Source organism: Geojedonia litorea (genome assembly GCF_042654525.1).
Lineage (GTDB): Bacteria > Bacteroidota > Bacteroidia > Flavobacteriales > Flavobacteriaceae > Geojedonia > Geojedonia litorea.
In genome coordinates this window covers 937,814-953,128 of record NZ_JBHSGP010000014.1, presented here as the reverse complement: position 1 = coordinate 953,128, position 15,315 = coordinate 937,814, and the positions used below count along the sequence as shown (strand labels likewise).

Below are 15,315 nucleotides of genomic sequence, written 5' to 3'. Positions count from 1 at the left end.
TGGTAGATTTAAAATTGATATGGCAAGGTAAAAAATTATTTCCTTCTATTATAGATTGGTAAATAGAATAAAGACAATCCGCCTAAAACAATTATCATAAGGGTTTGTGAGGACCACATAATCCATCCAAATGCTATGCTAGGTTCTTTTGCGATTGAAAAAATTGAAAAAGCAGCATAAACCGCAACGGGGTATGAGCCAATTCCTCCGTTGGTAGCAGCAATACTAAAACTTGCTGAAATAAAACCAATAAGAATGGCAGCCAAAGGAATATTTGAGGTTTCATCTAAAGCGAAGGTGGTAATATAAAACATAAGCACATACATTGCCCAAATAAAAAAAGTATGGAAAATGAATGCCCATTTTTTTTCCATTTTGAAAATACTTAATACACCTTCGATCAAACCTTCCACAAAAGACCTAATTTTTATTGCAAATGTCGAAGAGCTTCGCTTTAAGAAAATGAAAAACAGAAATCCCAATATCAACAAAATAGCAATAGCAATACTTATCTTAAAAGGATCAAATCGTTCAATAAAGAATTGAAAAATAAACTCAAATTCTAAAAAAAGTGTAATTGCTATAATGAGCATCATAATACACATATCAGCAATTCGTTCGGCTACAATTGTTCCAAAACCTTTTTCAAACGGAACTCCTTCGTAATTTGTTAGTATAGTGGCTCGAGTTACTTCTCCTGCCCTCGGTATGGTATAGTTGACTAAATAGGTTGCAAAAACAGCCATAATACTATTGGGCAGCCTTAAATTATAGCCCATGGGTTCGATCATAAATTTCCAACGATACGCACGAGACAGATGACTTAAAAGCCCAAAAAGCAGTCCTAAACCGATAAACATGTAATCGGCATTCTTAAAATACTGAACAAGGTCTTGAAATGAAATCTTGGACAAAGAATACCAAATTAACACTACTCCCAATAATAGTGGCAATGTTATTTTGAGAATCTTTGCAAGCGATGTATTCAAGAGTTTATTTTAAAAGATTAGTGGCCTCATCAGGAAATACTAGAGAAGGTTTGAATATTTTAGCTTCTTCAATATCCATAAATGCATAAGTAATTAAGATTAAGGTATCACCAACAGAAACTTTACGAGCAGCGGCCCCATTAAGTGTAATTTCACCGCTATTTCTAGGTCCGGGAATCACATAAGTTTCTAAACGCTCACCGTTATCATTATTTACAATTTGAACTTTCTCTCCTTGAATAATGTTGGCCGCGTCCATGAGGTCTTCATCAATAGTAATACTACCAATATAGTTTAAGTCGGCTCCCGTACATTTGACGCGATGTATTTTTGATTTTACAACTTGAATTTGCATTTGGCAAAGGTAATTAATTTAGAGCGATATTGTCTATAAGTCGAATTTCTCCTGCATAAACTGCAATAAAAGCTCTGTATGATTTTGATTTTGATTTTCGCTTAATAGGTTGAAGTGTCTCTTCATCTGCTATGGTAAAATATTCTAATTTTAATAAAGGATGCTTTGCAAATTTAGACTTCACCCATTCTACCACTTTAATATCACTATTTGTACCAAACTTTATTTTGGCAGATTTTAATATTTTATAAATAAATGGTGCTGCTTTGCGATATTCAGGAGTTAATCTCGCATTTCTTGAACTCATAGCTAATCCATCTTTTTCGCGATATATTGGACATCCAATAATATTTACAGGAATATTGTGCTTTTCAACCAGCTTTCTAATAATCATTAACTGTTGAAAGTCTTTTTCTCCAAAGTAGGCATTATCAGGTTTAACAATTTCAAATAAACGTTTAACTACGGTGCCAACACCGTCAAAATGTCCTGTTCTAAATTTACCTTCCATACTTTCCTCTAAACCATCAAATGAAAAGTTTGATGAACTCACATTACCATCATAGACATCATCTACAGTAGGGGCATAAACTATAATCTCGCCTTCAGTTAAAGTTCCTAGTAAGGCAACATCATAATCTAATGTTCTTGGATATTTTTGTAAATCAGACTTGTTATCAAATTGAGTTGGGTTCACAAAGATGCTTACTACAACCAAGTTATTTTCACTTAATGCTTGTTTAATTAGTGCCAAATGCCCACTGTGAAGCGCTCCCATTGTAGGCACTAATCCAAGGGTGTGATAAGCTGAATTAAACGTATTAACAGCTTTATTTAAGTCACTCTTTTTATGGAAAACATTCATGTAATAACAAAAGTTTAACAGCGTGCAAACTTAATATTTTACTAGCAATCTGCATAAATTTTTGTAATTTTGCGTGTTTTTTATTTTTAATTCCAAAAACGAAATCATTTATGAAAGATAAGAGAATATTGTATGTGTCCTCTGAAGTTGTACCATATTTACCAGAAACAGAGATTTCTTCAATGTCATTTGAAGCTCCAAAAATGGTAAACAAACAAGGGGGTCAGATTAGAATATTCATGCCTCGTTACGGAAATATCAATGAAAGACGGCACCAGCTTCACGAAGTTATACGTTTGTCTGGAATAAATCTGGTAATAAATGACTTGGACATGCCACTAATTATCAAAGTTGCCTCTATACCTAAAGAACGTATTCAGGTCTACTTTATTGATAATGAAGAATATTTTAAAAGAAAAGCAACTCTAACTGATGAAGACGGCAAATTGTTTAGCGATAATGATGAACGTGCTATTTTCTTTGCTAAAGGTGTTATAGAAACCGTTAAAAAATTAAATTGGTCTCCAGATATTATCCATGTTAATGGCTGGCTTGCATCACTACTGCCTATCTATCTTAAGGAGTATTATAAAAATGAGCCGCTTTTTACTGATAGTAAAATTGTGACCTCTGTATACAATCAAAGCTTTGATGAAACGTTAGATACAAAAATGATTGACAAAGTGAGGTTTGACAATATTGAAGAAGAAGCCATTAAACATTTAGATAAACCATCTTACGTTAATTTAATGAAGATTGCAATAGACTATTCTGATGCTCTCATTAAAGGATCTGAAGAAATACCAAAAGAGCTTGAAACCTATTTAGCTGAATCTAATAAACCCGTTTTAGAATACTTCTCACCTGAAGAGTTCGCAGAGCCCTACAGTGAATTTTATACCTCTCAAGTATTAAACTAGAAATACATTTAATGAAAAAGAAACAAATTGCCCTTAAAAATCTAGCAATTTTAACGTTGTTGATTAGTTCATTTATAGCTTGTGATAAAGATTTCGCAAGTATAGATTCTGATATTATAAATAATGATAATGCCGTCCATTTTAAAGCAGCAAAACAAAAGTTCAACGTAGTTGCTTACACTAAAAAACTTGATCCGGTTCAGACTAGCAATTTGCCGCTTAATTTTTTAGGAACTTATTATGATCCCGTTTATGGCACTACAACTGCAAATGTTGTGAGCCAAATAAGTACAACTATTTTTAATCGTGTGTTTGGTAACAATGTTAAAATGGATTCTGTTGTATTACATATTCCATATTTTAGTAGGTCAATAAGTGTTAACGATAGTGGAAAAACAATTTATGAACTGGATTCTGTTTTTGGCACAGACCCTATTAAACTATCTATTTACGAAAACAACTATTTTTTAAGAGATTTTAATCCGAGTTCAGAAATTAATTCAACCCAAACTTATTATTCTAATGGGTCAACAGGTTTAGATCAAATTAATACAACTCAATTAGAAGGTACTTTAATAAAGATAGCAGGTACACCAAATGGCGTGCTTGAAAATTTTGTTCCAAATGACAGTGAAATTCAAATAAAAAATACTTCAGGTGAAATTACTGAACGATTAGCTCCTGCATTGCGTGTAAAACTAGACACCACATTTTGGCGTCAAAAAATTATTGCAAAAGAAGGTAGTATTGAATTAAGCAACCTAAATAATTTCAAAGATTATTTTAGAGGTATTTATTTTAAAACTGAAGCTGTTAATGGTAACGGGAATTTGTCCCTGCTTAATTTTGCTGGGGCAAACGCAAAAATCACAATGTATTATGATATTGAATCGTCAACACAAGCTGGAGTTCGTGAAAAAAATACCTATGAATTTACATTTACAGGTAACCGTTTTAATTTAATTTCTGAACCTTCAAATCCTATTACAAACGGCGATGCCGTTAATGGTGATGAAAAACTTTACTTAAAAGGTGGACAAGGCTCCGTTGCTATTATAGATTTGTTTAGTGGACTCATTCAAGACCCAGATTCAGGATTAGATGTACCGCAATTAGACTATTTTAGAAATAGAAAAGGTAAATGGCTAATCAACGAAGCGAATCTTGTATTCTATGTTGATCAAACGGCCGTACAACAACTTACAGAACCCGATAGAGTGTATTTATATGATTTAGAAAACAACACACCACTACCAGATTATTTTGTCGATTTAGTTAACTCAACGGTTCCTGTTAACTCTAGAATTAGCCACCTTGGCAAATTGCAACGTGTTGATAATGAGCCCGACGGACGAGGGATCAAGTATAAAATAAGACTTACAGAACACATTAACAATATCCTTTTAAGAGATTCTACTAATGTGAAATTAGGATTAGCAGTTAGTGCCAACGTAAATATAGAATCTAGCAGTCTTCAATATCGTCTTCTAACCAGTGATAATTTAAACACGAAAGTTCCTTTAAGTTCAATTGTTACGCCACGCGGGACTGTTCTCCACGGAAATAACACGTCTATTGAAGCAAAAAAGTTATATTTAGAAATCTTATACACAGAACCAAACAACTAATCTCATATGTGTGGAATTGTCGGATATATTGGTCATAGAGAAGCTTACCCAATCATTTTAAAAGGATTACAACGACTAGAATACCGTGGTTATGATAGCGCAGGAGTTGCACTATTTGACGGAACCGACATTAAATTGTGCAAAACAAAAGGAAAAGTTGCTGATTTAGAGCACAGAGTTAAAGATGAGATTTCTACTAAAGGAACATTAGGAATAGGTCATACACGTTGGGCAACCCATGGCGTACCTAACGACGTAAATTCACATCCACATTATTCCAATTCTGGAAATTTGGTCATTATACACAATGGTATAATCGAAAATTATGAATCTCTAAAAAAAGAACTTTTAAAACGAGGTTACAATTTTAAATCTGAAACAGACACAGAAATTCTAGTCAATCTTATTGAGGATGTTAAAATTAATGAAGGTAATATAAAATTAGGTAAAGCTGTTCAAATAGCTCTTAACCAAGTTGTCGGTGCTTATGCCATTGCTGTTTTTGATAAAACTAAACCTGATGAAATTGTGGTTGCAAAACTAGGGAGTCCTCTAGCGATAGGCATTGGTGAAGATGAGTTTTTTATTGCTAGTGACGCCTCACCGTTTATTGAGTATACGAAAAATGCCATTTATCTCGAAGATGAAGAGATGGCAATAGTGAGACGTGGCAAAGACATAAAAGTTCGAAAAATTAAAGATGATTCTCTTGTAGACCCTTATATGCAAGAGCTTCAAATCAATCTTGAACAAATTGAAAAAGGTGGTTACGATCACTTTATGCTGAAAGAAATTTACGAGCAACCAAGTGCTATTTTAGACACCTTTAGAGGGCGATTACGTTCTAATGAAGCCATTATAAAAATGGCGGGGGTTGAAGATAACATGAAAAAATTTCTAAATGCCAATAGAATAATAATAGTAGCTTGTGGGACTTCTTGGCACGCAGGCTTAGTTGCCGAATATATTTTTGAGGATTTAGCTAGAATTCCGGTAGAAGTAGAATACGCTTCCGAATTTAGATATCGAAATCCTGTAATTACAGAAAATGACGTGGTGATCGCTATTTCCCAATCAGGGGAAACGGCAGACACTTTGGCTGCTATAAAACTTGCAAAATCTAAAGGCGCTTTTGTTTTTGGAGTTTGTAACGTTGTAGGTTCTACAATAGCTCGAGAAACTAATGCAGGAGCTTACACCCATGCCGGTCCCGAAATAGGTGTAGCTTCAACTAAAGCGTTTACCACCCAAATTACCGTTCTAACGCTTATTGCATTAAGATTGGCTCGAGCAAAAGGGACGATTTCAAGTTCAGATTTTAGAACACACCTTATTGAATTAGAATTAATTCCTAAAAAAGTTGAATTAGCTTTAAAATCTGACTCGTTAGTTCAAACTATTGCCGATATATACAAAGACACTAAAAACTTTCTTTATCTAGGAAGAGGATACAACTTTCCAGTGGCATTAGAGGGCGCCCTTAAATTAAAAGAAATTTCTTATATACATGCTGAAGGATATCCTGCTGCTGAAATGAAACACGGCCCTATTGCACTTATTGATGAAAATATGCCTATTGTAGTCATAGCTACCAAGAAAGGTCATTATGAAAAAGTAGTGAGTAATATTCAAGAGATCAAGTCTAGAAAAGGCAAAATTATAGGTATTGTAACTCAAGGTGATGAAAGTGTTAGAGAATTGGCCGATCATGTTATTGAAGTTCCAGAAACCCTTGAATCCTTATCGCCATTACTTACAACTATACCGCTACAGCTTTTATCGTATCACATTGCAGTGATGCTAGGTAAAAATGTTGACCAACCTCGCAATTTAGCCAAATCAGTAACGGTTGAGTAAAAATCCACCAATAGATTGTCAATGTCTTTAATAATTAGCTTGTTTTTTTAAATATTTGTAATATTCTTCTCGTTTTTTGTTAAAATATACTATGCGCGCATAACTTTTTCAAAAAATTTTGTTAATTAATTAGAGAATTAATTATATTCGTCTGCATTTAATTAACTAATTCCCTAAAATGAAAGCAATCTTTAAAATTTTTATGCTGTTTATTGGCACGTTATGTTTTGCTCAATCTACAGTAACCGGAAAAGTAACTGATAACAATAACCAACCTTTACCAGGAGCAAATGTCATTGTTGTAGGTACATCCACTGGAACAGTAACCGATTTTGACGGTAACTTTACTTTAAGCGTAAATCAAAACCCTCCTTTTACTATTCAAATTAGTAGTGTAGGTTTTAGCACTGTCACAAAAGAAGTTAATACCAATACTCAAACTTTAAATTTTATTTTAAACGAAGGTAGCGAATTGGATGAAATCGTAATTTCAGCCTCACGAACTCCAGAGAGCGTTCGTGAATCTCCAGTAACCATTGAACGTTTAAGCGCAAATGACATCAAACTCTCATCAGCACCAAGTTTTTATAATAGCTTGGAAAACCTTAAGGGTGTAGATGTACATCAAGGGAGTTTAACTTTTAATTCAGTAAACACACGTGGTTTTGCTACCTATGCCAATACACGATTTGTTCAATTAGTTGATGGAATGGACAATGCTTCACCTGTATTGAATTTTGCAATTGGTAACATGTTAGGTTTAAATGAATTAGATGTTCAAAGTGTTGAATTATTACCAGGAGCATCATCTGCTTTATATGGTGCCAACGCATTTAATGGAATTTTATTTATGAATAGTAAAAATCCTTTTGATCATGAAGGAATTAATTTCTACTATAAACAAGGTATAACATCACAACAAGCAGGTGGAGATAACAGTTTCTATGACTTTGGAATGAGAGCAGCCTATAAGTTCAGCGATAAATTTGCTGGTAAGGCATCATTTTCATATTTAAAAGGAACTGATTGGCAAGCTAACGACAATAATCAATATGTGTTAGGTGCCGTTGGAAGCCCTGATGCCATCTTACCATTTAGATCTAGCCCAGCTCATGACGGATTAAATATCTATGGAGATGAAGTAAGCCTTTCAAGTATAGGTTTAAACTTAAGGCAGGTTGCCCAATCTCTTGAACAAATGGGACAAATACCTCCTGGATCTAGCGCAATGGTCCCTGCCGTTAATGTCGCTAGAACGGGCTACAAAGAATCTGATTTAACCGATTATGATGCAAGTAGTTTAAAAGCTGACTTTTCGTTACATTATCGCCCTTTCGCAGATGATTTAGAAATTGAATGGAAATCTAAAGTTGGTCGTGGGAGCACTATTTATCAAGGTGCCAATAGATATCAAATTAAAGACTTTACATTGCAGCAACACAAATTAGAGATTAGAGGAAATAATTTCTTTTTAAGAGGATATACTACAAGTGAAAGTGCAGGTAAAAGTTATGACATGCGTTTTACTGGTATTAATATGAATAAAGTTGGTGCACAAGAGTGGTTTGGCACTTATGCTGGAGCTTATTTAGCTGGCCTATTAGGTGGAGGCACAAATGAGCAAGCTCATGCTGGCGCAAGACAATTTGCAGATCAAACGGTTACTATTCAACCTGGGACACCAGAGTTTGAAGCATTATTTAATAAAGTAACCAATGACCCAAATGTCGCTACGGGATCAAAATTCCTTGATAATACCAAAATGCACGTTGGAGAAGGAAATTATAATTTTAAATCTCTTCTCAATGACGCAATGGATTTACAAATTGGTGGTTCATACAGACAATATTCTTTAAATTCTAGCGGAACTATTTTTACCGATTATGATGGGCCGATTGATTATGAAGAATATGGTGCATATGTACAAGGTATTAAAAAGTTTGCTGATGAACGCCTGAAAGTAACTGCATCTGTACGTTATGACAAAAACGAATTTTTTGATGCAAGTTATTCTCCTAGACTTTCAGTTGGGTATTCTGCTGGAGCAAATAGAGAGCATAATTTTAGAGCATCGGTTCAAACAGGGTTTAGGAACCCTCATACCCAAGCTTTATTTATAGGGTTTAATGTGGGTAGAGCTATATTAGTTGGTGGATCTCCTGCAAATTTGGACAGAGATTTACCGGGAACAGCACTTAAGCCTAGAGATGCTTATTTTGATTCTTATTCAAGAGAATCGGTAACAGCATTTGGGATTGCAGTTCAAACTGCGGTAGCTGGAGGTACTAATCCAAACGTAGCCGTACAACAAAATGCTGGCTTGTTAACACCAGTCAATGGTACGGGAATTACACCGTTAGTAAAACAAGAACAAGTTACAGCATTTGATGTTGGGTATAGAGGTAAATTAGGTCCGTTCACGACTGACGTTAACCTATATTATAATAGATACAATGATTTCTTGGCTGAAAAATTAGTTATTACGCCTAATAATGGATCAACATCAGATCTTTCTGGGGTTTTAGATATCGCCAATGGATTGTTAAATGGAGCTACAGGAAACTATACAGTATTTCAACTTAATACCAACTCAACTGCCAATGTTAGTTCTTATGGTGCTGTATTAGGGTTGTCAACTAAAATCGCGAAGAATTTTGATTTAGGTTTTAACTATACTTATGCAAAATTAGACTTTGACCAGGCATCAGAACCAGATTTTAGTGCAGGATTTAACACTCCAGAACATAAGGTTAAAGTTTCTTTCGGAAACGAAAACTTATTTAAAGACTTTGGTTTCAATGTAAATGTTAGATGGAGTGACGAGTATTTCTGGCAAGCTAGTATTGCTAATGCTATTATGCCAGCAAGAACTGTTGTTGACGCTCAAATCAACTATTCAATACCATCTCTAAAATCTATTTTTAAAGTTGGCGGAACCAATTTAGGTGGTAAAGAGTTTCAAAGTGCCGTTGGTGGACCATTTATTGGATCGCAATACTATGTGTCTTGGACAATTAACAACTAATAATTCAATATTTTAAGTACTAAAACGCCTTCTGATTGAAGGCGTTTTTTTTATCTGTAAAAAAGCGTAAAAATGACTTTAATTTTAAATTAAAACTAATATCTTTGCAGCGCGAAAAAACCAAGCGCTCTAGTAGAATGGGTTAGCTGTTTTTCCAATTTAAGATTATCTAAACATTAAACACATAAGTAATGTCAAAAGTTACAGGTAAAGTTGCACAAATTGTAGGTCCAGTAATCGATGTTGAATTCGGTGCTGGAGCTGAACTTCCAAAAATTTATGATTCATTAGAAATTAAAAGACCTGACGGTTCTATTTTAGTATTAGAGGTACAATCACATATTGGTGAAGATTCCGTTCGTACTATTGCAATGGATTCGTCTGATGGGTTAAGTAGAGGAACAGAAGTTGTAGCAACTGGAGCTCCAATTCAAATGCCAATTGGCGAAGATGTTTATGGGCGTTTATTTAACGTAATTGGTGATGCCATTGATGGTATTGGAGATTTACCTAAAGCTGGAAAAGCAGGATTGCCAATTCATAGAGAAGCACCAAAATTTGAAGATTTATCTACATCTACTGAAGTACTTTTCACTGGTATTAAAGTAATTGACTTAATTGAACCTTATGCAAAAGGTGGTAAAATTGGTTTATTCGGTGGAGCTGGTGTTGGTAAAACAGTATTAATTCAGGAGTTGATCAACAACATTGCAAAAGGACACGGTGGTTTATCGGTTTTTGCTGGTGTAGGAGAAAGAACTCGTGAAGGAAATGATTTACTTCGTGAAATGTTAGAGTCTGGAATTATAAAATATGGTGACGAATTCATGCATTCTATGGAAGAAGGCGGATGGGATTTAACCAAAGTAGATAAAGCTAAAATGAAAGAGTCTAAAGCGACTTTCGTTTTTGGACAAATGAATGAGCCTCCTGGAGCACGTGCACGTGTGGCCTTATCAGGTTTAACTATTGCTGAATATTTCCGTGATGGTGCTGGCGATAGTCAAGGAAAAGATGTATTGTTTTTCGTAGATAACATCTTCCGTTTTACACAAGCCGGATCAGAGGTGTCTGCACTTTTAGGTCGTATGCCATCTGCGGTAGGTTACCAACCTACTTTAGCAACAGAGATGGGTGCGATGCAAGAGCGTATTACTTCAACTAAAAAAGGATCTATTACGTCAGTACAAGCGGTTTACGTACCTGCTGATGACTTAACAGACCCTGCTCCTGCAACAACTTTTGCGCATTTAGATGCTACAACCGTATTATCTCGTAAAATTGCAGAGCTTGGTATCTATCCAGCGGTAGATCCATTAGATTCTACTTCTCGCATTCTTACAAAAGAAATTTTAGGCAAAGAACACTATGACTGTGCTCAACGCGTAAAAGAGTTATTACAACGTTATAAAGAATTACAAGATATCATTGCTATCCTTGGTATGGAAGAATTATCTGAAGAAGATAAATTAGCCGTTGGACGTGCAAGACGTGTACAACGTTTCTTATCTCAACCTTTCCATGTTGCAGAACAATTTACTGGAATACCAGGGGTGTTAGTTGATATTAAAGAAACTATAAAAGGATTTAATATGATTATGGATGGTGAGTTAGATCATCTTCCTGAAGCAGCATTCAACCTTAAAGGAACTATCGAAGAAGCAATCGAGGCTGGAGAGAAAATGTTAGCAGAGGCATAATTCAATTGATAACTATCAATTGGCAATTATCAATAATCAACTATAAAATTTATGTATTTAGAAATTGTATCACCCGAAGCAACATTATTTAGTTCAGAAGTGGATTCTGTAGTTGTACCTGGAGTTTCAGGAGATTTTGAAATGCTTAATAATCACGCACCTATTGTTTCCTTATTAAAAACCGGAACAGTAAGGATAAAAACAAACACTAAAAATCCTTTGGTATTAGATGAGCTTCATGCGCTTGTTATTCCACAAAAAGATGATAAGAATGTTTTAACGGTTAAGATTAATTCTGGTACAGTTGAAATGAAAGATAACAAAGTAATTGTATTAGCTGATTAGTAATACTTTTAACTGAATAAAAAAAACGTGAGGCCAATACCTCACGTTTTTTTATGCTTTATATTTTTATTTAGGATCTAACCAAAGTGCTTGGTTTTTTCTCATTTCTTCATTTACATCCGATTCTGGAATCTGTTGTAAACTATAGGATTTTCCTCCTTTTAAAATAACATCGCGAGTTTCAATTTTATCAAAACGTTCAAAAACAACAGTAACGACATCATTTACTTGATACTTTTTAAGCACCATATCTAAAGTTATCATATCATTTAAAGTAAAAGACCCGACCTGCAAAATTTTATCGCCCTTTTGAAGACCACTAATATAAGCTGTGGATCCTATCTTTGGGTTATCCATTAGTTTATTGTGCCTTACATGAGCTCCAAAATCGACTTGATCTTCATTCAGGTTAAGACGAAATCCAACATTTTTAAAAAGCGCTACAAAATCTGGCATTCCACTTTTATAGATATACTTATTGAAAAAAGTATCACCAAAGGTTTCCCCTGCATAATGGTTTAAAGTCTTGTGCAAGTCTTCAACTGTGTAAAATTTACCAACACTTCCATAATTCTTCCAAACTAATTTCATATAATCATCCAAATTCAAATTATTGGATCTTAAGGACAAATCTAGACCTAAGCCCAGCATTTCACCATAACTGTAATAAGAAATAAAGGTGTTTTCTCTATTAGTTTCATCAACAGATTTAGCTGCATCAACAAATGGAGCCTGATAACTCATTTCAATTGGGTTGAAAAACTGCCGTCCTGGTGCGGGCCAAACATAATTAAATGTTCCCATAACCGTATTCACAAATTGTTCCTTATTCCAAACCCCAGATCTCACCAAGGTCAAATTATCAAAATAGTTAGTAAACCCTTCAGCAAACCAAAGTTCGCCACTCATATTCGCCCTTTCAAAGTCAAAAGGCTCTAATGATTGTGGCCTGATGCGTTCCACATTCCAGCAATGAAAAAATTCATGAGAAACTGTACCTATATTTTGCTCTATCCCACCCTTTGCTAAACTTCTGGTTGTAGTTAAAATTGTAGAGTTTCTGTGTTCCATTCCATCTCCAACCACATTTGGCATATAACAGGCCAAAAAGGTGTATTCATTATAATCAAACTTGGGAAGTTCGCCAAAAACTGCTTTTTGCTGAAGGACTATAGCCTTCACGTCGTCAAAGTATTGATCAAAATCTTGATCTGATGCTAAATCATCATGCAACACAAAATTGATGTCTTGGCCATCAACTTTAAAACTTCTTTTTTTATAATTACTTATTTCTACAGGGCTATCCATAAAATATTGAAGATCCCTAGCATAATACGTTTGGTCCTTTACATGTTTTAGTTGTGTTGCAACTTTCCATTGAAGGTCACTCCTTAGCTCAAAAGTAACTTCAAATTCTTTTTGGGACAGTTCAGGAACGAACATGAAAGTGGCTGGAACATTAAGATGCGCATGGGTCTCATCAATTTGAGCATAGGTGCCATCACCATGATTTGCAAATAAGGTATAACTCACATTGATAGTACCATTGTGACCTTTAACCTGCCATGCATAGGGGTTTGGTCTTGAGGCCTGTAAAACTTTGCCATTACCATCAGTTACCACAACATTATAAACGTTCTTCGCGAATTCATGTAGAGCATAGCGCCCTGGAGACGACCGGCTCATCCTAAACTCTACCACATCAGATTTAAAATTTGTAAACGTAGCCTTTATTTGGGCCTCATGATGTACTGCATTGTCAAATGAAATACTATATTTTGAAGAAACTTGTGCAAGTGTTAAATTCCCTATTAAAATAAACAGGGCAAGAAAAAGAAATCTGTACATGAATTAAAATTTAAGGGTCTAAGATAGTATTTTTGTTCTATGGACAACATCCCTAAAAAGTTAAAATCTAAATTGGAGCTTCGTCAGCAAGAACAGTTGTTTCGAACGTTAAGTGATGCTCAAAATTTAGTTGATTTCTCTTCAAACGACTATTTAGGATTTTCTAAATCTGAATCCATTTTTGAGAAAACGCATCGTTTTCTTAAAGAACATGACATGGGTTTAAATGGTGCCACTGGTTCACGATTATTGACAGGAAACCATCGCCTATACAACAAACTCGAAGCTATACTATGCAAACATCACAATAGCGAATCTGCTCTGGTTTTTAATTCTGGTTATGATGCCAACCTAGGATTCTTTTCGAGTGTACCTCAACGAGGAGATCTCATTTTTTATGACGAGTTGATTCATGCTTCCATACGAGATGGTATTCGGCTTTCCAACGCCAAGGCCTTCAAGTTCAAGCACAACGATTTAAATCATCTTGAACATTTATTAAAGCGTGTTCAAAATGAGGAAACCGTATATATTGTTTCTGAATCTGTATTTTCAATGGACGGAGACAGTCCTGATCTTGTAACACTATCAAAATTATGCAAAAAATACAATGCTTTTCTTATTATTGATGAAGCCCATGCTGTCGGCGTTTTTGGTGATCATGGTAAAGGGCTGGTGGATCAACTCCAGCATCCAGTTTTTGCAAGGCTAATCACCTTTGGGAAAGGTTTAGGATGTCATGGCGCTGCAATATTAGGGTGTAGAGAACTCGTTAATTATTTGATCAATTTTGCAAGAAGTTTTATTTACACAACAGCCCTGCCACCGCACAGCATTGCCAGCATTATTATGGCATATGAAGAATTAGCACTTACAAATAATATTAACAAATTACATCACAACATTCAACGCTTTAAGTCAGAAATCAAAACTATGGGGCTTGAAAAACATTTTATAGAAAGTCACTCGGAAATTCAATGTTGTTTAATAAAAGGTAATGATGAAGTACGTAACTTTTCTAATCAATTTCAAAAACAAGGGTTTGACATTAAGCCTATTTTATCACCTACAGTCCCAAAAGGTCAAGAACGTCTTCGTTTTTGCATACATAGTTATAATTCAACAAATGAAATTGTCCAAGTTCTTAAGTTGTTGGCTACTTTTGTAAAATGAAAAAGACCTATTTTGTCACTGGGATATCAACCGAAGTGGGTAAGACCATTGTTTCGGCCATTTTAGTTGAAGCCCTCCAAGCAGATTACTGGAAACCAATCCAAGCAGGAGATCTTGACCACTCTGACACGAATAAAGTAAAGCAACTGGTTTCAAATACCGTTTCGGTTTTTCATCCTAATAGTTATGCATTACAAACACCAATGAGTCCACATGCTGCCGCATCTATTGATGGAGTTTCTATAGACCTACAACAAATCAATCCCCCTAAAACTAAAAATAGCTTGGTCATTGAAGGCGCCGGTGGTTTAATGGTTCCCATAAACGATACGCAAAGCATATTAGACCTAGTAAAGCCAGATTATAAAGTTATTGTCGTGTCTCGTCATTATTTAGGAAGTATTAATCACACCTTATTAACAGTAAATCTTTTAAAAGAAAAAGGCTTTGATGTCTCTGTTATTTTTAGTGGAAACGAACACCAATCAACCGAAGATATTATTAAGAAAATGGCTAAAGTGAATATTATAGGGCGAATTGATGAAGAGCCATATTTTGATAAAAATGTAGTTTTGGAATATGCTGAACTATTTAAACAAAGATTGTAAGT

12 protein-coding genes are annotated in these 15,315 nt (G+C 34.8%); 8 read left to right on the top strand and 4 right to left on the bottom strand.

Annotated elements, in window-relative coordinates; genetic code table 11:
- Positions 1-35: 35 nt before the first annotated feature.
- The 3 genes from ACFO5O_RS12210 to panC are packed head-to-tail and all read right to left on the bottom strand — an operon-like array spanning position 36 to position 2,209.
- Complete coding sequence (locus tag ACFO5O_RS12210) at positions 36-989, bottom strand: lysylphosphatidylglycerol synthase transmembrane domain-containing protein (RefSeq protein WP_387964164.1); 954 nt, start codon at positions 987-989, stop codon at positions 36-38.
- A 4-nt stretch (positions 990-993) separates the two neighbouring features.
- The gene (gene panD / locus ACFO5O_RS12205) at positions 994-1,344 is read right to left on the bottom strand and encodes an aspartate 1-decarboxylase (RefSeq protein WP_387964162.1); all 351 of its coding nucleotides are present in this window, start codon (positions 1,342-1,344) and stop codon (positions 994-996) included.
- A gap of 13 nt (positions 1,345-1,357) precedes the next feature.
- Positions 1,358-2,209, bottom strand: coding sequence for a pantoate--beta-alanine ligase (panC, locus tag ACFO5O_RS12200; RefSeq protein ID WP_387964160.1), 852 nt, complete (start codon positions 2,207-2,209; stop codon positions 1,358-1,360).
- Positions 2,210-2,319: 110 nt separating this feature from the next.
- Between panC and ACFO5O_RS12195 the strand changes: the two genes are divergently transcribed.
- From ACFO5O_RS12195 to ACFO5O_RS12170, 6 genes are all read left to right on the top strand, one after another.
- A complete protein-coding gene (locus ACFO5O_RS12195; protein WP_387964158.1) occupies positions 2,320-3,129 on the top strand; it encodes a glycogen/starch synthase in 810 nt (269 codons plus the stop codon).
- An 11-nt stretch (positions 3,130-3,140) separates the two neighbouring features.
- Positions 3,141-4,757 (top strand): DUF4270 domain-containing protein, encoded by a 1,617-nt coding sequence (locus tag ACFO5O_RS12190; RefSeq protein WP_387964156.1) that lies wholly within the window; start codon positions 3,141-3,143, stop codon positions 4,755-4,757.
- A gap of 6 nt (positions 4,758-4,763) precedes the next feature.
- Positions 4,764-6,614, top strand: coding sequence for a glutamine--fructose-6-phosphate transaminase (isomerizing) (gene glmS / locus ACFO5O_RS12185; protein ID WP_387964154.1), 1,851 nt, complete (start codon positions 4,764-4,766; stop codon positions 6,612-6,614).
- A gap of 178 nt (positions 6,615-6,792) precedes the next feature.
- Positions 6,793-9,639 (top strand): TonB-dependent receptor, encoded by a 2,847-nt coding sequence (locus tag ACFO5O_RS12180; RefSeq protein ID WP_387964152.1) that lies wholly within the window; start codon positions 6,793-6,795, stop codon positions 9,637-9,639.
- Between the two features lie 191 nt (positions 9,640-9,830).
- The gene (gene atpD, locus ACFO5O_RS12175) at positions 9,831-11,339 is read left to right on the top strand and encodes a F0F1 ATP synthase subunit beta (RefSeq protein WP_387964150.1); all 1,509 of its coding nucleotides are present in this window, start codon (positions 9,831-9,833) and stop codon (positions 11,337-11,339) included.
- A gap of 51 nt (positions 11,340-11,390) precedes the next feature.
- On the top strand, positions 11,391-11,684 hold the full coding sequence (locus ACFO5O_RS12170; protein WP_387964148.1) for a F0F1 ATP synthase subunit delta/epsilon: 294 nt from the start codon (positions 11,391-11,393) through the stop codon (positions 11,682-11,684).
- Between the two features lie 66 nt (positions 11,685-11,750).
- Here ACFO5O_RS12170 and ACFO5O_RS12165 read toward each other — a convergent pair whose 3' ends face one another.
- A complete protein-coding gene (locus tag ACFO5O_RS12165) occupies positions 11,751-13,532 on the bottom strand; it encodes a M61 family metallopeptidase (protein ID WP_387964146.1) in 1,782 nt (593 codons plus the stop codon).
- Between the two features lie 39 nt (positions 13,533-13,571).
- Here ACFO5O_RS12165 and ACFO5O_RS12160 point away from each other — a divergent pair, with 39 nt between their 5' ends.
- Both ACFO5O_RS12160 and bioD read left to right on the top strand, forming a co-directional pair.
- A complete protein-coding gene (locus tag ACFO5O_RS12160) occupies positions 13,572-14,705 on the top strand; it encodes an aminotransferase class I/II-fold pyridoxal phosphate-dependent enzyme (protein ID WP_387964144.1) in 1,134 nt (377 codons plus the stop codon).
- A complete protein-coding gene (gene bioD / locus ACFO5O_RS12155; RefSeq protein ID WP_387964142.1) occupies positions 14,702-15,313 on the top strand; it encodes a dethiobiotin synthase in 612 nt (203 codons plus the stop codon). Before ACFO5O_RS12160 ends, bioD begins: the two co-directional genes overlap by 4 nt.
- Positions 15,314-15,315: the final 2 nt, after the last annotated feature.

Coding starts and splice junctions, on each gene's coding strand:
- panD (WP_387964162.1), bottom strand. CDS start 1,344: ATGCAAATTCAAGTTGTAAAATCAAAAATACATCGCGTCAAATGTACG.
- atpD (WP_387964150.1), top strand. CDS start 9,831: ATGTCAAAAGTTACAGGTAAAGTTGCACAAATTGTAGGTCCAGTAATC.
- panC (WP_387964160.1), bottom strand. CDS start 2,209: ATGAATGTTTTCCATAAAAAGAGTGACTTAAATAAAGCTGTTAATACG.
- bioD (WP_387964142.1), top strand. CDS start 14,702: ATGAAAAAGACCTATTTTGTCACTGGGATATCAACCGAAGTGGGTAAG.
- ACFO5O_RS12180 (WP_387964152.1), top strand. CDS start 6,793: ATGAAAGCAATCTTTAAAATTTTTATGCTGTTTATTGGCACGTTATGT.
- ACFO5O_RS12190 (WP_387964156.1), top strand. CDS start 3,141: ATGAAAAAGAAACAAATTGCCCTTAAAAATCTAGCAATTTTAACGTTG.
- ACFO5O_RS12160 (WP_387964144.1), top strand. CDS start 13,572: ATGGACAACATCCCTAAAAAGTTAAAATCTAAATTGGAGCTTCGTCAG.
- ACFO5O_RS12165 (WP_387964146.1), bottom strand. CDS start 13,532: ATGTACAGATTTCTTTTTCTTGCCCTGTTTATTTTAATAGGGAATTTA.
- ACFO5O_RS12170 (WP_387964148.1), top strand. CDS start 11,391: ATGTATTTAGAAATTGTATCACCCGAAGCAACATTATTTAGTTCAGAA.
- glmS (WP_387964154.1), top strand. CDS start 4,764: ATGTGTGGAATTGTCGGATATATTGGTCATAGAGAAGCTTACCCAATC.
- ACFO5O_RS12195 (WP_387964158.1), top strand. CDS start 2,320: ATGAAAGATAAGAGAATATTGTATGTGTCCTCTGAAGTTGTACCATAT.